This window comes from Mycobacterium sp. E342 (assembly GCF_001667665.1).
Taxonomy (GTDB): Bacteria; Actinomycetota; Actinomycetes; order Mycobacteriales; family Mycobacteriaceae; genus Mycobacterium.
On the sequence record NZ_LZJM01000150.1, the window covers coordinates 58,632 to 77,434 of the forward strand.

Sequence of the window (18,803 nt, forward strand, 5' to 3'; positions counted from 1 at the left end):
AGATAAAATAGTTATCTATTTCATACCGATCATTGAACCCTATTGCTACGCGGTCGGCAATGGGCCGGCGAGCCCCCTCGGTGCGACGCCGAAGAGCCACGACATCGCCTGTCCCAATTCGGCGAAGTCGAGCGAGGAGCCGTCCTTAGCGTGGTAGCGGCCGGGCGCCTCGGCGAAGCCGTCGATGCGGCTCAGTGCGTGCCCGTTGACCCGAAGAATCTGACCCGTCAGCCACGATGACTCGGCCGACTGCAGCCACGCGACCAACGCTGAACTCCGTGACGGATCGAGCGCCGGATCGTTGGCTCGATCTCCCGCGAAGAAGTCCGCACTGATTCTCGTCACCGCGAGTGGCGAGATGGCGTTGGCGGCAACGCCATAACGCCTCATCTCCATGGCGGTCACCACGGTGAGGTTGGCTATCGCGGCCTTGGCGGCACCGTAAGCGGCCTGCCCAACGTTACCCCACAACCCGGCGCCGGAGACGGTGTTGACCACATGCGCGTCTATCGGCTGACCGGACTTCGCCGCCGATCGCCAATAGGCACACGCGTGCCGGGTGACGGCGAAAGTTCCCTTCAGGTGCACCGAGACCACCGCGTCCCAATCCGCCTCGTCGGCTCCGAAGATCATGCCGTCGCGGACAATGCCGGCGTTGTTGACGATCCCGGTGAGCGTCCCAAAGGTGTCCACCGCGGTGCTGACCATGTCGGCGGCGTCCGCCCAGGACGTCACCGACCCGAGATGAGCCACAGCGCGGCCGCCGAGCTGGCAGATCTCCTCCGCCACCTCGTCCGCCGGCCGCTTGCCGCTACCGCTCGCCGTTCCGTCGCGATCGACGCCCGGGTCGTTCACCACGACGGCGGCGCCCCGTGCGGCGAGTTCGAGGCAGTGTGCCCGTCCGATGCCACGACCGCCGCCGGTGACGATGACGGCCCTGCCGTCGAGCTGGCCCATATCCGATGATCTCCTTACCGGTCGAAGAGCTTGCTGATGAGTGCTTCGCGCTGAGACCAACTCGCGCAACGTAAGTCGGCGCTGCCGTTTTCGGTCACAACGACATCGACGTCGTGGGCGGCGGTCGACGCCGGGCGGCTGAGCCGGTCGACGAGCGGCGAGCGTCCGTTGACGGAGGTAGGTACCGCGATGATGGACAGGCCCCCCCGGTTGATGTGGCCTGCGAGGCAGTAGTCGGGGTGCCCGCCGATACCGCCTACCACCTTGTCGCCGCGGCCTTCGGCATTCACTTGACCGAACCGGTCGATCTCGATCGCGGTGTTCACGGCGACGAAGGGCTCGCCGGTCGCCAGCCGGGTCAGGTCGTGTGTGACTTCAATCCCGTGCAGGACGTCGCGACCGTCGGCCCAGTTGTACAGCTCGTCGCCGCCGAGCAGGTAGGTGGCGGTGGGCTGTCCGATCAGCAGCCCACGTCGGTCGAGATCCACCACGCCGTCGGTGATCATGCCCGTGTCGACGCGAAGCGGCACAGTGGCGCGCTGCAGCAGGCTGATTCCGAGTTGTCCGGGGCCGTACTGCACCCGCGCGCCCGCCGGAATCCAGCGTAGGACCTCCTCGGCGAGTGCCAGATGTACGGCTTCGGGATCGTTGGCGGTCCGTCGAAACGGTTGGTCCCCGGCGTGGGCCACGACGAGCAGTGCCGCCGAATCGATTGGCTCGGCCGACGCGGCAGGCGCGGAGTCGTCGACGATCGCGAGCGTCGTCGTGCCGGCGTCCACGACAGCACGCTGCCAGGACACCTCGGTGGTGAAGTGCAGACAACCGTCGCGGCGGGCTAGTCGAGTGACGAGAAGGTCGGGGCGGAGCGGGCCGCCGAGCAGGGCGGCGATGCCGGTCAGCCTGGTCGGCACGAAGCGCGCGGTTGGTTGGTTGAGCAGCTCGCGCAGACCCCAGCCGGGCATCAGCGCCACTACCTCGTCGAAGGCGGTGGTGTCGACACCCCTGGGGACAACGGGTAGCCACCCCAGCACCAATCGGATGCCGCCGACCTCTCGCGCCGCGGCGCTGAGCGTTTCGCCCACGGCCGTGCCGTCGTCCAGCAGGGACAGGCTGCCGACTCCGTCGCCGAGGGCGATCGTCATTCCCGGCCGGAGGCGATGTCGAAGTGCCGTGGCGAGCGAACCCGTGATGGAACTCATTGCCACCGAGGTTCTTTCGGAAGCTTCAGCACCCGCTCGCCCAGGATGTTGCGCTGGATCTCACTGGTGCCGCCCAGGATCGTCTGCGCCCGCCCGACCAGCATCTGCTGCACCAACTCATCAGCGTCCGGCTCGACGCAGACGTCGGTCCCGAGCACCTCAGTAGCCAGGTCGCCGAGGTCGCGATCGGTCTCCGAGGTCATCAGCTTGAGCACCGAGAATGCCGCTGATGTGGTGTCGCCGCCGGCGACGGCGCGCTCCCAGGTGAAGCGCAGCAACCACATTCGAGACCACAGCCTGGTCAGGGAGCGCTCCAGCGTTGCATCCAACAAGCCACGGTGACGAGCCTCCTCGGTCATCCGGGCGTGACGCTGGAACATCCCCACCGCCTGCGACCCGAGGGTCAGTCGTTCGCGCCCGAGCGTGAGCATGGCGATCTTCCAGCCCTGACCGACCTCGCCGATGAGCGCGGATTCGGCAAGGTCGACGGCGTCGAGGAACACCTCGTTGAACTTGCTCTCGCCGTCGATCTGCTTCAGTGGGCGCACTCTCACACCATCGGCGTCCATCGGGACGATGAACATGCTGAGCCCGCCATGCGCGTCCGGCCCGGTGCGGGCGAGAAGGAGCCCGAAGACCGCCGAATTGGCCGCCGAACTCCACACTTTTTGCCCGTCGACACGCCAGCCCGATTCGGTGCGTTGCGCTTTCGTGCGGATTCCGGCCAGGTCTGAGCCGGCGCCGGGTTCGGAGAACAACTGCGTCCAGATGTCCTCGCCCCGCCGGATCGGCTCGAGGTGGCGCCGTTTCTGATCATCCGACCCAAAGGCGATCAGCACAGGTCCGACCAAATCGATCGCGGTGATGCCGAGTTGGCGTGGCACCCCGGCTCGGGCGCACTCCTCGGCGAATATCGCCTGGTGCGCCACGGACGCGTCGGCACCGCCGTACTCGGCGGGCCAGTGCAGGCACGCGTAGCCGTGGTCGGCGAGGTACCGATGCCAGATGCGACCCGGCTTGACGTCGTCGGGGGTGGGAGTCGGTCCGTAGTTGCGAAGACCTGCGGGTTTCGGTGCCTCCGTGAGGAACTCGCGGATCCGCGACCGCAGTGCCTGCGTTGCGGCGGCAGCGCCGATGCCGCTCGTGGTATCGGGACCGCCGGCGTCCGGCCCGCCCTCCATCGCGCGGATGCAGGCGCCCAGAACATCCCAGTGCCGCCCGGGCAGACCGAAGAGCGCCTCGTCGGACCGCGCGCGACGCACGTACAGGTTCGCCGAGTTCTCCCAAGTGAAGCCGATTCCGCCGTGAACCTGAATGTTCGCGTGCGCGGTCTCGCGCAGTGCCTCGGAGCACACCGCTTTCGCCATGCTCGCCCGCCATTGCGTTTCCGCGTTCGTGGCGCCGTCATCCAAGGCCTGGAGTGCCGCCTGGGATGCCGACCGGGCCCATTCGAGGTTCACCAGCATGTCGGCGCACCGGTGTTTGACGGCTTGGAATGCGCCAATCGGCCTGCCGAACTGGATGCGGGTGCGCGCGTATTCCGTGGACAGCTCGAGGAGACGCTCACAAGCCCCGACTTGTTCGGCGGCCAGCACCGCGAGCAAGCGCGTCACGTTGCGCCCGATGATCTCCTCGACGCCGGCGGAGGCGATGCGTACGGCGGGTGCGTCTGTGCAGACGACGGTCGCCAACGGGCGGGTGCCATCCAGCGGCCGTTCAGCGGTGATCGCCGCGCCGGCCGGGTCGACCACGAACAGCGCCAGCCCATCAGCGGTGGTTGCCGCGATTACGAGGTCGTCGGCGCTCGCGCCGCCGAGGACGTGACGGGACGCTCCAATGATGCGCCAGTCCTCGCCGTCCCGGTGCGCGGTGAACGGAACGGCATCGGGCGACCATGGTCCGCCATCGGCGGTGACGATCGCCGCCGCCGTCCGCGTGCCGTCACCGAGATCGGATAACAGCTGCGCCGCATGCGAACTCATCTCGTGCACGTCGACAAGCAGTCCCGTGGCGAGAACAGCGGACGGTAGAAACGGAACGGGTGCCAGCGCCCGACCGAGTTCATGGGCGACGACCCCGAGGGCGGCGGTGCCGTATCCGGCGCCATCGAGATGCTCCGGCATCGCGATCGCGGCCACCCCGACCTGCCGGCACAACACCGACCATAACTCCTCGTCGTAACCGTCCGCGTTTTCGTAGGCCGTGGCGAGCACCTGCTCCGGCTGTGCGTACTTGTTGCAGACTGCTCGAACGGCGCCGGCGAGCTCCGCTACCTCGACGGTCGACATGCTGGTCATCGGCTGGGATGGGTCCTTCCGGCGGACGAAAAGTTGAATTATATATCTCTTTACCCGATGGCTGTCAGCTCACTTCGATGACCATCGCCGCACCCATGCCGCCCCCGGCGCACATCGACAGCACGCCGATGCCGCCGCCGCGCCGCCGTAGCTCGTAGACCGCCGACGTGACCATCCGAGCGCCCGTGGCGGCGATGGGATGCCCCAGGCTGATCCCGGAGCCGTAGACGTTGACGATCTCCTCGTCGAGCCCCAGTTCCCTGGTGCAGGCGACGGCTTGAGCGGCGAATGCCTCGTTGATCTCGAAGAGCGCGACGTCGTCGATCGTCAACCCGGCGAGGTCCAATGCTCTCGGGATCGCGTAGATCGGGCCACTGCCGGTGCGGTTGGGCTCCACGCCGACGGCGCTCCAGGACAGCACGTACGCGAGCACGTCTGCTGTCGTGTCGGGCCGGGTCAGCGCCACCACGGCGGCGGCGTCGTTCAGGCCCGACGAGTTTCCCGCCGTCACTGAGAAGCCGTCGATCTCGGGATGCAGCACTTTCAGGCCGCTCAGGATCTCCATGCTGGACTCGCGACGAGGGTGCTCGTCGGTATCGAAAATGATGGCCGAACCGTCGGGTCGAGGGACGGTCACCGGGACGATCTCCTCGACGAAAGATCCGCCGTCGATAGCCTTGACGGCGCGTTGATGGCTACGCAGAGCCCATTCGTCCTGCGCGGTCCGCGGTACCCCGTATTGAACGGCGCAGTTGTGCGCGACGGTGATCGACATGTCGACAGCGGGCGCGTCGGGTGTCGGCGGATGCGACAACGACATCCACCGATCGTCGTAGTCGGCGGGCTCCTTGCCGGACGTGAAGGGCTTGCGCTTGCGGACCATCGGAGAGGTCGAGTGGGACTCGGTTCCCCCGGCAAGCACACTGGTGTTCATGCCCGCGGCGATCTGCCCTGCGGCCACCGCGATGGCGGTCAGGCTGGAGGCGCATTGCCGGTTGACGGCCATTCCGGCAACGTTTATGAGCCCCAGATCCACGGCCACGTAGCGCGCGATGTCGCCGCCACCCTGCAGCACCTCGGCGAGCACCAGGTCCTCGAAGTCGGAGGGCTCGAAACCGGACCGCTCGATCGCGGCGGAGACGACGGGCTTGGCGAGCTCGCGGGCGTCGACGTCGACGAGGGTGCCTCGACGGGCCGTTCCGATCGCCGTGCGCGCTGCGGCCACGATGGCGGCTTTGGGTGTTGTCGCTGTCATAGTCGTCCTTCACGGTGAAAGCGGGATTGGCCCCGGCGGTGACTTCGGTGAGCCTATACCGTTAAATAGATGACCGGATAGTGGGTTGGTGAAAGCGAGGTTGTCGTGAAGGTCATCACGTCCATCGACGAAGCGGTCGGATTGGTGGGGGCAGAGCTGGGGGTGAGCGACTGGCTGGTCGTCGACCAGGACCGGATCGATGACTTCGGAACGACGACACTCGACCGGCAATGGATACACGTCGACGTCGAAAAGGCCGAGAAGGAGAGCCCGTACGGCGCCACGATCGCCCACGGCTTCCTGACACTTTCGCTCATACCAGGCCTGAGCAAGGCGAACTACCGTGTGGAGAACGCCAAGATGGGCATCAATTACGGCTTGAACAAGGTGCGCTTTCTGGCTCCGGTCAGGGCGGGCAGCCGAATTCGGCTGCGCTCGGCGCTCGTCGACGCCACCAAGGTCGACGAGTCGACGGTCAACCTCACCGTGCGCCACACGATCGAGGTCGACGGTGTCGACAAGCCGGCGGCCGTCGCCGACCTCATTGCGCGGTACCTGTTCTAGGGAGATCCCGTGAGCATCTCGTTGCTGTTGGAGATGGCCCAGGCGGGTGGGCTGGCCGACCCCGATCGCACCGCGATCGTATCCGGTGACCTGCGACTCACCGTCTCCGAGCTCACCACGCTGGCCGACGGCGGTTCGGGTGTGATCGCGGCGTCGGGCGCGCAGCACGTCGCCTACGTCGGCACCGGTGGGGCAATGCTGCCGCTGCTGCTGTTCGCCTCTGCGCGCGCGGCGGTGCCGGTCACGCCCCTCAATTATCGCCTCTCGGCCGACGGCCTGCGCACGCTGATCGGCCGGCTGCCGGGGCCGTTGGTGATCGTCGAGGACGACTACCGGAACATGGTCGGCGCCACCGGCAGGCAGGTGATCTCGTCGGCCGACTTCCTGAGTGCCGCCCGCACTGCAGAAGCTGCGGCCGCAGTCGTCGACCCCGACGCTGTGGCGGTGGTGCTGTTCACCTCGGGAACTACATCGACGCCGAAAGCCGTTGAGCTGAGTCACATCAACCTCACCAGCTACATCACCGGGACCGTCGATTTCGACTCCGCACAGCCGGGCGACGCCGCGCTGATCTGCGTGCCTCCCTATCACATCGCCGGCGTGTCGGCGGCGCTGTCGAACCTGTACGCGGGCCGCAAGATGGTGTACCTGCCCACGTTTGATGCCGCCGAGTGGCTGCGCCTGATCGACGTCGAAGCCGTCACGTCGGCCACCGTCGTTCCGACGATGCTCGACCGCATCGTCACCGCGCTGGACGCCGCCGAGACGACACTGCCGACGCTTCGCACCCTGGCCTACGGCGGCTCGAAGGTCGCACTGCCGCTGGTGCGCAAGGCGCTGACGCTGCTGCCAGAGGTGGGTTTCGTCAACGCCTATGGGCTGACCGAGACCAGTTCGACCATCGCAGTGCTCACCCCGGACGACCACCGCGCCGCGCTGGCCTCAGACGATGCGAGCGTGAACCGCCGGCTCGGGTCGGTGGGCCGGCCAGTGCCGACGATCGAGGTACAGATCCGCGCCGAGGACGGGACCGTTCTCGGGCCGAACGAGCCCGGCGAGCTTTTTGTACGCGGCGAGCAGGTCTCGGGCCGCTACACCGGTATCGCTTCCGTGCTGGACGAGCAGGGTTGGTTCCCGACCAGGGACGTCGCCCAGCTCGACGCCGACGGGTACCTGTTCCTCGGCGGTCGCTCCGACGACACGATCATCCGCGGGGGCGAGAACATCGCCCCCGCCGAAATCGAGGACGTGCTCGTCGAGCATCCGCACGTGCACGACTGCGCGGTCGTCGGCGCCGAGGATCCCCAGTGGGGACAGATCATCGTCGCTGTCGTGGTCGCCGCACCCGGTGCTTCGCCGGACACGGAGGATTTGCGCGGATTTGTCCGCGCGCAACTGCGCGGATCACGCACGCCGGACCGTGTCGTCTTCCGCAACACGCTGCCCACGAACGCGACCGGCAAGGTGCTGCGCCGCGAACTCGTTCGCGAATTCAACGAAGCGACAAAGGAACCCGCATGATCAAGAACGGCACCCGCCTGCAGAGCCAGGTCTGCGACACCCAGCTCATCGTGGTGCGCAGCTCCGAGGCCCTCGATGACCTACGGATCGGCGGCGCACCCGCGGTCCCGATACCGCTCGGCACGCAGGATCCAAAGGTGGATTCCAAATACACCGTCGACGCGTTCGCCGGCGGTACCGTGATGGGCAAGCGTTACGTCGCCGCCGACGGTGCTGAAGTGCTGGTCACCAGAGCCGGCAAGGGATCGTTGTCCATCGGCACGACACCCATGGCGATCAAGGAAGTTAAGCCGCTTCCCGCCAGCGACTGACCCGGCTGTGGAGCAGAGCAGCAGGAACTCAGGTGAGTTGACGCTCGGCGACATCGTCGTCGACAACGCCCTGCGCCACCCCGATGTGGTGGCCTACGGGCACAAACAACGCGTGCTCACCCACCGCGAGCTCCGCGAACGGGCAGATCGCCTGGTGTCGGCGCTGACGGCTGCGGGGGTGGCCCGGCAGGATCGCATCGCCGTCTACAGCCGCAATTCAATCGAATTCGGGGAAATCACCGCCGCGACGCAGCTGAGCGGAATCATCCTCGCGGCGGTCAACTTTCGATCATCCCCGGTCGAGCTACAGGACGCCCTGGACCGCGTCCGGCCCGCGGTGATTTTCGTCGCGACCGAGTTCGCCGGCGTGCTCGACGAGTTATCCCCCCAGCTCACGTGGTCGCCGTTGATCGTGTGCATCGGTGATCGACGGTCCGGCCTCGTCGACTATGAGGACTTCATCGACTCAGCGCCCGCCCAGCAACCCCTGCACCGCGCCCGCGCGGACGACATCGCCTGTCTTCTATTCACCAGCGGTACCACTGGACCGTCGAAGTGCTGTGTGCTGGGCCAACGCGAGCTCCGTCGGGTCTTCTATGCGATGAACGCCGAGATGGCGACGGGCTCGCACGATCGTGGGCTGATCAACATGCCGATGTGCCATGTCGGTGCCCTCGGCATCATCGGTGGGCTGCACGCGCGGGGCGGAACGGTGGTGCTGCAAGACCAGTTCGACGTTGCCGACGCAGTTCAACTTGTTGCGGCCGAGCGGATCAGTGTGCTGCACCTGGCGCCCGTCATGCTGCAGGCACTGCTGGAAGCGCTTCCGGACGGCAGCCGGGCGCTGGAAACCGTTCGTACCGTGGTGTATTCGGCGGCGCCGATGAACGGCGCCACGTTGGCGCGGGCGATGGCGGTGATGCCCCAGGCGGGATTTCTGAACCTCTACGGTCAGACCGAGGCCATCGTCTCGGGGTTGCCGCGCGAGCTGCACGACCCGGAAGCGACCGACAATCGACTGCGCTCCGTCGGCTACCCGTTCCCGGGTGTGCGGGTACGAATCGTCGGAGACGACGGACAAGACGTGAATCCAGGCTCTCCCGGCGAGATCGTGGTCCAGTCCGACGCGTTGTTCCGCGGCTATTGGGACGACGCGGCCGCGACGCTCGCGACGCTACGGGACGGCTGGTGCCATACCGGGGACGTCGGCAGGTTCGATGAGCGCGGACTGCTTTATCTCGTCGACCGCAAGAAGGACGTGATCATCACCGGCGGTGAGAACGTGTACTCGCCTGAGGTCGAGAACGCGATCGGCGAGCTGCCCGAAGTCGCCGGTTGCGCCGTGGTGGGCGTACCGGATCCGCGGTGGGGCGAGGCGGTGTGCGCCGTTGTCGTGCCCAGGCCGGGGGCAACCGTGACGCTGGAACAGCTTCAGGCGGCGGTTCGGCTGAGCCTCGCCGGTTACAAGGTGCCGCGGCGTCTGGTTGTCGCAACCGAACTACCGGTGCTCGCGAGCGGAAAGTTCGACAAGAAGCGGTTGCGGACCGAGCTGGCAGCCTATGGGAATCAGTCAAGTTGATCCCGGGCGGCCACTACAGCTTTTTGGGCGGACCGTTCGGCACACGCCCGCGGCGGTGGTGTCGGTGTTCTCGTCGCGGCGTCGACGCGTTACGCTGGCGACTATTCAGCTCAACTAATTAGATGTATCGTCACCTTATTAAGTAGTCTCGATTCGGCGGCCAAGAGGGATCACGATCATGAAAGTTCGGCTCGAACAGGCGAAGTGCGTCGGGCACGCTCAGTGCTATGCGGTCGACCCCGACCTGTTTCCTATCGATGACTCCGGCTACTCGATCCTGAAGGACCACGTCGTCGACCCCGGTGATGAGGCTGTCGTCCGCAATGGCGCTGCCGCCTGCCCGGAGATGGCGATCATCATCGAAGAGGATTGATGAGCCGGATGACAATCGAGGACCGGCTGCGCCGGATCGAGGACACCCTGGAGATCCAGCAGTTGCCCATCCGCTACGCGATGGCCATCGATGATCGCGACGTCGATGCGTGGGTGGAACTGTTCGTTCCCGACGTGCGGGTAGGGCGCGATCGCTACGGTCGGGACGCGCTTCGCGATGCGCTGGTCTCGATGGTGAGCCAGTTCTATCGGTCGATGCACCAGATCGTCGGCCATCGCGTTGAACTCCTCGACGATACGCATGCAGTCGGCAACGTCTACTGCCGTGCCGAGCACGAGGTCGGAGCGCGGTGGATTGTCATGGCGATCCGGTACGACGACGAGTACCAGCGCGTCGACGGGCGGTGGTTGTTTACTCGCCGGCGCGAAAACCATTGGTACGCGGCGGACCACATCGAGCGACCGCAGGCGGTCGCCTTCGAGGGATGGTCGGTCGCAGGTGCGCCGAACCTGCCCCGCGCCACATCGTGGACGGACTTCTGGGCCGGTGTCGACACCAGTGAGCTGACCTCCCAGCCCGTCGCGCCCGGAGTGAAGGCGAAGTGACGAAGCTGTTGGATGGCAAGGTCGCCGTCGTCACAGGTGCCGCCTCGGGAATCGGACGCGTATGCGTGCGGGCTTTGGCACGTGCGGGAGCCGCAGTCGTGGTGGCGGATGTCAACTTTGGCGGCGCCGGGGCGGTCGCAAGCGAAATCATCGCGGAGGGCGGCCGAGCCGAACCGGTGGCTGTCGACCTCGGGGACGCCGGCCAGATTGCGGCGATGATCGAGCGAGCCGTTTCACTGTTCGGGCGCTTGGACATCCTGCACAACAACGCCGCCGCCACGCACCTGGCGAGCACCAGGGACCTCAATGTCGCCGACATGGACCCACAGGTGTGGGATCAAAGCCTGCGGATCAACCTGACGGGCACCATGCTGGCGACGAAACTCGCTCTGCCGTATCTCATCGCTGCGGGTGAGTCGAGCATCGTGAACACCTCCTCCGGGGCCGGCCTGGCGGGCGACGCCGGGCACACCGCGTATGGCGTTTCGAAGGCGGGCATCAACGCGCTAACGCTCTACACGGCTGCGCAATACGGCAATGCCGGGGTGCGGTGCAACGCAATCGCGCCCGGGTTGGTGGTCACGCCGGCAACGGAAGAGACCTATGCGGGCCCGATGAAGGAGTTCATGCTCCGCCATCACCTCACACCCCGACTCGGGCAGCCGGACGACATCGCGGCACTCGTCGTTTTCCTGTGCTCGGCACAAGCGGGGTTCATCACCGGACAGGTCATCAGCGTGGACGGTGGCTTGGGCTCCCATCAACCGTATTTGGCCGATGTAAAGGGTTCGGTGTAGCAGCCATGGGTTCACCTCAACGCTCGGCGATCGACGTAGGCGTGTACTTCGACCTGCGCAATCCGGCGCAGTGGGCGCAGGACCCGTCGAGGCTCTACGGTTTCACACTCGAGATGTGCGAAGAGGCCGAACGCCTGGGCGCCTCGTCGGCGTGGTTTTCCGAGCACCACCTGTTCGACGACGGCTATCTGACCAGCCCGCTGACGATGGCGGCGGCGGCCGCCGCACGCACTCGGCGCATCCGGTTGGGCACCGCGATCCTGATCGCCCCGTTGCACCACCCTGCCGAGATCGCCGAGCAGAGCGTCGTTGTCGACATCCTGTCCGGTGGGCGACTCGATCTCGGGGTGGGTACCGGTTACCGCGTTCCGGAGTTTGATCTCTTCGAGGCGTCAATGGTGGCGCGTTACAAGCAGACCGACGACGCGGTGCGGCGCCTACGTCAGCTATGGGGGCCGGGCGGGGTTCGCCCGTCGCCTGTGCAACAACCGGTGCCGGTCTGGATGGGCTACCAGGGGCCCAAAGGGGCGCGGCGAGCAGGCCTGCTGGGAGAGCGGCTGCTGTCGGCAAATGGCGCGCTGTGGAGACCGTACGCCGAGGGTCTCGCCGAGGGCGGTCACCCCGTCTCGTCGGGTGTGATGGCCGGCGGGATTCAGGGCTGCGTGACAGAGGATCCCGAACGTGACTGGCCGATGGTGTCCAAACACCTCGCCCACCAACTCGACTCGTATCGTAAACACATGGTGGAGGGAACCGGCGCCCCGACGCCCAGGCCGGTCGATGTCGAACGTTTGGTGCGGCAGGGCCGCGACGGCCCTCTCAACTCGTTCATGTACGGCACGCCCGAGACCGTGGCGGGCCAGATCCGGGAGTTGACCGCGGGCGCGCCGGTACAGACCGTGTTTCTGTGGGCGTCGATCGGTGGCATGGCGGAAGCCGATGTCGCGCGCAATGTCCAAACCATCTGCACGCGGTTGGCTCCGCTGCTGGCCGGCGCCGGGGCCGAAGGCGAATAACCGTGTGCGCCAGCGCCGGTATATAGTTAGTTCATTTAGGTCATTGTCGACCGTTGGGAGTGCATGTGAACACCCAGGCTTACGGGGTATGGGCGCAAGCTGTCGAGAATTTGATGAGCTATCGGTATCTCGGATGCCGGTCGGTGCTGGGTGAGGGCTACGACGCACTCGGTCGGATGCCGGTGCGCAGCGATCTTCGGCATGGCGAAGGCCTGCTGGCGGCACCGGTCGCGATTGCCATGCTCGACACGGCCGGTATTGCGGTGGATCGGCACTGGCAACTGGCACTCACACACATCGGGATCCAGTTGTGTGGACCGGTGGGCGAAGATGTGGACGCCGTGGCCGTGTGCGGGACGATGACACGGCGGGCGCGCAGCCAGATCTTCACCGAGGCGCGGATCACCGCGGAAGACGATCCGCACCGGCTCCTCGGCCTCGGGACCGCCGACTGGACGATGATCTCGCCTACCGGTACGGGTTTCGAGTACATCGACCCCGGCCCCGGGGTGCCCGACACCGGCGACCTCCCGCCGCTCGCCAGCGCCTACAGTGCCCGGCTAAAGGGCGATGGACGGTTTGTCATCGAGGAGCTCACGCCCGAACTCGGCGGCGTGCTGCTGCACCACGGTCCCATCATTGTCGCGCTCGAGGCCGCCGCGCTTCACGCGGCGGGGCGGGTTCGACGCGTGCAGAGCCTCGACGTGCGCATCGTGAAGGCGGGTCGGACCGGTCCGTTCGTGGCGAACGCGTCGGTCGAGTCCGACGTAGCGGGCTCCATTCTGGTCAGTGCCCGGCTGCACCAGGGCGACGACGAGGCCAATGTCGTCGCCACGGCACTCCTGCGGGTCGTCGCGTGATCATCGGCCAGCCCGACCCACAGCAGGTCGCCGACATCATCGCGATCAACCACCTCGCGGCCTCCTACTCGGAGGCGATGTGCCGCTTCGCCGTCGAAGAGGCCGTCGAAACCTATGCCGAAGACGGTGTTCTGTCGACACCCACCACCGAGGACGCGGTCGGTCGCACGGCCATCGCCGAAACGATCGGGCGCACCGTCTCGGGGTTGGACTTCGTGTTCCAGACTTTGCACCAGGGTCTCGTCGAGGTCCACGGCGACACCGCGATGACCTACTTCACCATCACGGAGTGGGCGCGACGCACAGCGGATGGCCGCGGCATCTTGTTTCTCGGCGTCTACCGCGACGACGTCATACGCACCGCTGCCGGCTGGCGATTCGCCCGGCGCCGGCTGCTACCCCGGATGGTGGGCCGCCCCGAATTCCTGACCGGTCGGCTACACGACATCGCTCTCTGACGAAAGGCACGCGACCACAATGGGATTACTCGACGGCAAGGTGGCCTTCATCACCGGCGCTGCGCGCGGGCAGGGACGCAGCCACGCTCAGCGACTCGCTCAGGAGGGTGCGGCGATCATCGCCGTCGACGTCGCCGACCGGGTGTCACAGCACGAGGGATATCCACCTGCAACGGCAGCGGATCTCAAGGAGACAATCAAGCTCGTCGAGAAGAACGGCGGGCGCATCGTCGCCGGGACCGCTGACGTCCGGGACTCGGAGGCGCTCGGGCAGGTGTTGGGGCAGGGCGTTGCGGAATTCGGTGGGCGGTTGGACGTGGTCGTGGCGAATGCGGGCGTCGTGAGTTGGGGCCGCTTCTGGGAGATGTCCGACGAGCAGTGGAAGTCCATGATCGACGTCAATCTCACCGGCGTCTGGCGCACCTTGAAGGCAGCGGTTCCGCATATGCTGGCCGCGGGCAACGGCGGGTCGATCATCACCATCAGCTCCGTGGCTGGGTTGAAATCCCTTCCTGGACAAGCTCACTACAGCGCAGCCAAACACGGAGTCGTGGGGTTGACGAAGTCGGCCGCAATTGAGTTGGGCGAGTACGGAATCCGGGTCAATTCCATCCATCCCTGGGGAGTTTCCACAGTGATGGCGACCGAGGACACTCACATGGGTGAACTGTTGTCCGCGCACCCCAACTACGGGATGTCCTACGCCAGTGCGCTGCCCGGCCTTCTCTTGGCCGAACCGGACGACATCTCCGACGCGGTCGTCTATCTGGCGTCCGAGCTCTCACGCGCGGTCACCGGAACTCAGCTCACCGTCGACATGGGCGCGACCAAGGTGTGACCCGAGTCCGACCGAACGTGTGACTGCAAAGTCGGTAGTAGCCGCCGGAGCGCCGTCAGGCGATGTCGCCGGCCAGATCCAGCACAACAGCGGAGAGATTCTTGCCCCAACGGTTCAAGGCGTACCCCGACGCGGGATACCCGTTGGTCAGAAAGGCGAAGCTGAGGCCGGTGGTGGGATCGCAGAAGGATTGCTGCAAGGGCGCACCGCCGTGTCCGAACGTCGCCGGTGAGCCCGTGGCGGGCATCCACCCGTTCTGCCATGACTCACCGCGGACCGTGACGAACAGCCCGATCGACACCGGATAGTCGGTCCCTCCGTGCTCGATTGGACCGTGCACCGGTTCGGTGACGTGTGCGCGGCAACCCTCGGCGACGGCCGCTCGCGTCCACACGTCGGAGTGCAGCATGCCTTGGTAGTGCATGGCGACGTCGGCTGCGGTGGCGACCACGCTGTGCGATGGCTCGCCCCTGGCCAGCACTTCGGCGGGGTCGAGGTACCACGGACCCCACGGGTCCAGTTCTTCGGACGGATCATCGAGCAGAACCATGGGCGCCACGTCGCCCTGCTCTTCGATCGGCACCGCGAGCTGGGCTGTCAGTCCGAGCGGTCGCACAATGTGCTTGTCCAGATACTCCGGCAGTGGCAGCCCAGTAAGCGACTCGATGACCTCCCAGATCACCCAACCCGACGACGTCAGCGCGAACTGCAGGTGTCCGCGGGTTTCGGGATCGGGCTGCCACCGTGCCATGGCCTCGAGGCGCGATGCCCGCGTCGCCATCCGCTTGGCGCCCAACGGTGCATAGGCGAGACCTGCCCGGTGAGTTGCGATGTCTCGCAGCGTTATTTCGTCGCAGAAGCCTGGTATCCATGTCGACACCGGTGTGCCGATGTCGACGCCATATTCGTCGATGACCTTCCAGAGCGCGCCGGCCACGAATGGTCGGCTCGCCGACTGCAGCCGGTAGCGAGTGGTCGGTTCGGCGTCGCCGAACGTCTCGAACGCGACGAGTTCGCCATTATGTCCGACCGCCACTTGTGCGCTGGGAAGTCGTCCGTCCGTCACCTCGAGCGCCACCCGCTCGAGCAGCAGCGACACCTTAGCGGCAGAGGGCACCTGCGCAATTGCTTCCATTAAAATAATATAACCATATGCGGCGGGTGCGCGGGGCGATGCATCACGCCGGATTGCTTGGGTCGCCCTCCCTTTACATGTATAGTTGGAAGCCGTGGCTGTGAATACCAGCGAGATCGCCGTTCCCGCGGCGGGACCCGATTCCGAGCGCATTCTCGACGAATTCGACGGCGCTTTGCTCGCGGCCGCCGACGAGTTGGCTCCGCTACGGGAGCCCGCAGCCGGTATGGCCCAAGCGCTCGAGCAGTCGCGGCGCATGATGAAGTGGCTCTACGACGGGGGCTGGAGTCGATGGGGCTGGCCCGAAGCGGTTGGCGGCATTGGCGGTTCGCCGCTGGTCCGGTGCCAGGTTCTGGAACGACTGGCTCTGGCTGGTTACCCGATTCCGGAACACCTGCTCGTGTTGGAAGTGGTCGGGCCGGCGGTCGTGAACCACGCGCCGCGGTTAGCAGCGGCGCGACTTCCCGCAGCGCTACGCGGTGACGAGCTGTGGTCCCAGGGCTTTTCCGAGCCCGAGGCGGGCAGCGACCTCGCGGCCCTGCGCACCAAAGCCGTCGCCAGGGACGACGGCTGCTACGTCGTCAACGGACAGAAGATCTGGACGTCATATGGTGCTTTTGCTGATCGCATCGTCCTGCTGGCGCGCAGCGGCGCGGTGACCGATCGCCACCGCGGCCTGGTGATGCTGCTGGTCGATCTCGACTCACCCGGTGTCGACCGCCGACCCATCGCGCTGGCCAGCGGCCGGGAAGAGCTTGCCGAAATCTTCTTCACCGACGTCCTCGTCGAGCCGGACCGGGTGATCGGCGTTGACGGCGCCGGGTGGGCGGTCGCCATGGATCTGCTGCAGTACGAGCGCGGAACATACGCGTGGATGCGGATGGCGATCGCGACCTCCTATCTTCAACAGCTCGTGCACTCCCTCGGCCACGAAGAAGGCGCGCCGGACTCGCGTCGCGCCGCGGTCATCGGCCGGGCGTACTTGAACCTCGCGGTGTTGCGTGCCCGCACGGCAAGCACATTGGGCCGACTCGCGGCAGGCGAGACGGTGGGCCCCGAGACCAGCCTCGACAAGCTGCTCCTGTCGACAGCCGAGCAAGATGTGCTCGACGCCGCGATGTCACTGCTGGGGGCGGACGTCCTGATCGGTGACGACGGCGCGTCGGCGGCGTGGCGGGACCGCTGGTGGTACTCGCGGGCCGCCTCGATCTACGGCGGCGCCCGCGAGGTGCAGTACGGCATCATCGCCGATCGGATCCTCAAGCTGCCGAAGGAAAACGAACGTGGACGCTGAGACGGCGGAGCTCCTCAGGGGCTCCATCCGAGTCCTCTTCGATTCCGGTGACGGCGACATCGTCACGGGACTCGAAGAGCTGGGCTGGGGCGACGTCGTCGCCGACGACCCGGCCGCGGCACTCGACCTGCTGTTCACGGAGCAGGGCATGGTGGGGCGGGCATCGGCGATCCTGAACACGGTCGCGTTCGCAGAGCACAACGGAACGAGAATCCCTGTTCTGCACCCGTTTAACTCCCGCACCTCGGCTTGCCTCATCGACGAGGGGATCGAGATCGACGGAGTGCTCCTCGCCGACGTCTCCGGACCGACCGTCGTGGCGACGCACGATACCGCCTTCGTCGTCGACCTCTCCGTACACGAGTCCGCCGTTACGCCGGTGGCGGGGTTCGATCCCGACGCGAATCTCCAGCGAGTCCGGCTGCGCGTCCGGCGCGACGCGGCACCCACGGTGGACGTCGATTATGTGTCGATCGCCGCGGCGGCGGAGCGCGCGCTGTCGTCGGAACTTGTCGGCAACGGCTCGGCGATGTTGCGCCTCGCGGCCGATCAAATCACTACGCGGGTGCAGTTCGGACGCCCTATCGGCGCGAACCAGAGCCCGCGACATCGGTTGGCCGAGAGCTACGCACTGGTGCGGGGCGCCGCCGAGTTGAGTGCGCTGGCGTGGCGTACCGGCAGCAGTCTGGATGCGCGCACCGCCAAGGCCTACGCCGGCTATGCGGTCGACACCGCGAGCCGCGCATGTCTTCAGGTCTGCGGTGCCATCGGTCTGACCACGGAGCACGCGCTGTCCGGCTATGTCAAACGAAGTCGCATCCTCGACGCCATGTACGGCGGCTGGGCCGACTCGATGAAGGACATCGGGCGACAGCTGCTCGTATCAAGGTCCCTGCCACCGGCGGCGCGCCTATGAGTACCTCCGTGCGGCACACCGAGTTCTCGACACCCGAAAACGGCATCGCCGTCGTGACGATCGATCGCCCTGACCGGCTCGGCGCGTACACGCCGCAGATGTGCGCCGAACTCCTGGAAGCCATTCGGCGTGTTCGGCTCGACGACGACATCCGCGTCCTGGTGTTGACAGGTAAGGGCCGAGGCTTCTGCACGGGCGGCGACGTATCTCCCGATGCCGGCTTCGCCGACGTGCTCGCGCACCAGATCGGGCGGGCACGTGAGCTGCGCGAGGACGCTCACGCGGTCATCACCGCGCTGAACCACCTCGACAAGCCGGTGATCTGCGCGGTGAACGGCGTCGCGGTCAACGGCGGGCTCGCCTTTGCCCTCGCGTGCGACCTCAGGATCGTCGCCGCCAGCGCGCGGATGGGCGACACCAGCGCGCGCGCCGGGTTGCTTCCGGACGAGGGCGGGGCGTGGCTCTTCCCGCGGGCAATGGGATACGACAACGCATTTCGCATGGTCGCGCTCTCGGAGATCTATGACGCCGGTGAGGCACAGCGGCTCGGGTTGGCGACGGAAGTCGTCGACGACGAGCGGCTATGGCCGAGGACGATGGAACTCGCCCGCCAATTCGCCTCCGCGGCGCCGCTGGCCGTGCGGGCGGTCAAGTTCATGATGCGGCGGGCACTGGAGAACACACTGCAGACCTCGCTTGGTGACGCTCAGCAGGCCGTCTTGTGGGTCGGGCCCAGTGCCGACGCGCAAGAGGGCAAGGCGGCGTTCCTGGAGCGCCGTCCCCCGTGGTTTACCGGACACTGACGAACAGAGATGAGGGCAGGTCGACTTTACGCCGTCAGGTATACATGTATAGTAGATAGCGTTC

At 66.5% G+C, this 18,803-nt stretch carries 19 protein-coding genes; 14 read left to right on the forward strand and 5 right to left on the reverse strand.

The window, feature by feature from the left end; all coding sequences use genetic code 11:
- Window positions 1–45 precede the first annotated feature (45 nt).
- The 4 genes from A5692_RS09800 to A5692_RS09815 form a co-directional block, all read right to left on the reverse strand.
- Window positions 46–957 (reverse strand): SDR family NAD(P)-dependent oxidoreductase, encoded by a 912-nt coding sequence (locus tag A5692_RS09800; RefSeq protein WP_067925994.1) that lies wholly within the window; start codon window positions 955–957, stop codon window positions 46–48.
- 14 nt (window positions 958–971) lie between these two features.
- Window positions 972–2,099, reverse strand: a complete 1,128-nt coding sequence (locus A5692_RS09805; protein WP_082962530.1) for an acetyl-CoA hydrolase/transferase C-terminal domain-containing protein — start codon at window positions 2,097–2,099, stop codon at window positions 972–974.
- A 53-nt stretch (window positions 2,100–2,152) separates the two neighbouring features.
- Window positions 2,153–4,453: an acyl-CoA dehydrogenase gene (locus tag A5692_RS28170; protein ID WP_082962532.1), complete on the reverse strand. Its 2,301-nt coding sequence runs from the start codon at window positions 4,451–4,453 to the stop codon at window positions 2,153–2,155.
- Window positions 4,454–4,517: 64 nt separating this feature from the next.
- Window positions 4,518–5,708: a thiolase family protein gene (locus tag A5692_RS09815; RefSeq protein ID WP_067925988.1), complete on the reverse strand. Its 1,191-nt coding sequence runs from the start codon at window positions 5,706–5,708 to the stop codon at window positions 4,518–4,520.
- 105 nt (window positions 5,709–5,813) lie between these two features.
- Here A5692_RS09815 and A5692_RS09820 point away from each other — a divergent pair, with 105 nt between their 5' ends.
- From A5692_RS09820 to A5692_RS09870, 11 genes are all read left to right on the forward strand, one after another.
- A complete protein-coding gene (locus tag A5692_RS09820) occupies window positions 5,814–6,272 on the forward strand; it encodes a MaoC family dehydratase (protein WP_067925986.1) in 459 nt (152 codons plus the stop codon).
- A 9-nt stretch (window positions 6,273–6,281) separates the two neighbouring features.
- Complete coding sequence (locus A5692_RS09825; RefSeq protein ID WP_067925978.1) at window positions 6,282–7,793, forward strand: class I adenylate-forming enzyme family protein; 1,512 nt, start codon at window positions 6,282–6,284, stop codon at window positions 7,791–7,793.
- Window positions 7,790–8,104, forward strand: coding sequence for a hypothetical protein (locus A5692_RS09830; protein WP_067925975.1), 315 nt, complete (start codon window positions 7,790–7,792; stop codon window positions 8,102–8,104). The genes A5692_RS09825 and A5692_RS09830 overlap by 4 nt, the downstream gene beginning before the upstream one ends.
- 37 nt (window positions 8,105–8,141) lie before the next feature.
- Entirely contained in the window at window positions 8,142–9,683 is a 1,542-nt protein-coding gene (locus tag A5692_RS09835) for a class I adenylate-forming enzyme family protein (RefSeq protein ID WP_231984262.1), read from the forward strand.
- A gap of 178 nt (window positions 9,684–9,861) precedes the next feature.
- Complete coding sequence (locus tag A5692_RS09840) at window positions 9,862–10,056, forward strand: ferredoxin (RefSeq protein ID WP_067925972.1); 195 nt, start codon at window positions 9,862–9,864, stop codon at window positions 10,054–10,056.
- Window positions 10,056–10,622: a nuclear transport factor 2 family protein gene (locus tag A5692_RS09845; protein ID WP_067925969.1), complete on the forward strand. Its 567-nt coding sequence runs from the start codon at window positions 10,056–10,058 to the stop codon at window positions 10,620–10,622. Before A5692_RS09840 ends, A5692_RS09845 begins: the two co-directional genes overlap by 1 nt.
- Window positions 10,619–11,419 carry an SDR family NAD(P)-dependent oxidoreductase gene (locus tag A5692_RS09850; RefSeq protein WP_067925967.1) on the forward strand — a complete coding sequence of 267 codons (801 nt, stop codon included), beginning with the start codon at window positions 10,619–10,621 and terminating at the stop codon, window positions 11,417–11,419. Before A5692_RS09845 ends, A5692_RS09850 begins: the two co-directional genes overlap by 4 nt.
- Before the next feature lie 5 nt (window positions 11,420–11,424).
- Window positions 11,425–12,435, forward strand: a complete 1,011-nt coding sequence (locus A5692_RS09855; protein ID WP_231984263.1) for an LLM class flavin-dependent oxidoreductase — start codon at window positions 11,425–11,427, stop codon at window positions 12,433–12,435.
- A 65-nt stretch (window positions 12,436–12,500) separates the two neighbouring features.
- A complete protein-coding gene (locus A5692_RS09860; RefSeq protein WP_231984264.1) occupies window positions 12,501–13,295 on the forward strand; it encodes a hypothetical protein in 795 nt (264 codons plus the stop codon).
- Window positions 13,292–13,753 carry a nuclear transport factor 2 family protein gene (locus tag A5692_RS09865; RefSeq protein ID WP_067925963.1) on the forward strand — a complete coding sequence of 154 codons (462 nt, stop codon included), beginning with the start codon at window positions 13,292–13,294 and terminating at the stop codon, window positions 13,751–13,753. Before A5692_RS09860 ends, A5692_RS09865 begins: the two co-directional genes overlap by 4 nt.
- A gap of 19 nt (window positions 13,754–13,772) precedes the next feature.
- On the forward strand, window positions 13,773–14,591 hold the full coding sequence (locus A5692_RS09870; RefSeq protein WP_067925960.1) for a mycofactocin-coupled SDR family oxidoreductase: 819 nt from the start codon (window positions 13,773–13,775) through the stop codon (window positions 14,589–14,591).
- 55 nt (window positions 14,592–14,646) lie between these two features.
- Here the strand turns inward: A5692_RS09870 and A5692_RS09875 are convergent, their stop codons facing one another.
- Complete coding sequence (locus A5692_RS09875) at window positions 14,647–15,726, reverse strand: serine hydrolase (RefSeq protein WP_068055099.1); 1,080 nt, start codon at window positions 15,724–15,726, stop codon at window positions 14,647–14,649.
- Between the two features lie 94 nt (window positions 15,727–15,820).
- Between A5692_RS09875 and A5692_RS09880 the strand changes: the two genes are divergently transcribed.
- The 3 genes from A5692_RS09880 to A5692_RS09890 are packed head-to-tail and all read left to right on the forward strand — an operon-like array spanning window position 15,821 to window position 18,739.
- Window positions 15,821–17,020 carry an acyl-CoA dehydrogenase family protein gene (locus A5692_RS09880; RefSeq protein ID WP_231984266.1) on the forward strand — a complete coding sequence of 400 codons (1,200 nt, stop codon included), beginning with the start codon at window positions 15,821–15,823 and terminating at the stop codon, window positions 17,018–17,020.
- Window positions 17,010–17,936, forward strand: a complete 927-nt coding sequence (locus A5692_RS09885; protein WP_067925951.1) for an acyl-CoA dehydrogenase family protein — start codon at window positions 17,010–17,012, stop codon at window positions 17,934–17,936. Before A5692_RS09880 ends, A5692_RS09885 begins: the two co-directional genes overlap by 11 nt.
- Window positions 17,933–18,739: an enoyl-CoA hydratase/isomerase family protein gene (locus A5692_RS09890; protein WP_067925948.1), complete on the forward strand. Its 807-nt coding sequence runs from the start codon at window positions 17,933–17,935 to the stop codon at window positions 18,737–18,739. The genes A5692_RS09885 and A5692_RS09890 overlap by 4 nt, the downstream gene beginning before the upstream one ends.
- The last annotated feature ends 64 nt before the right edge of the window (window positions 18,740–18,803 follow it).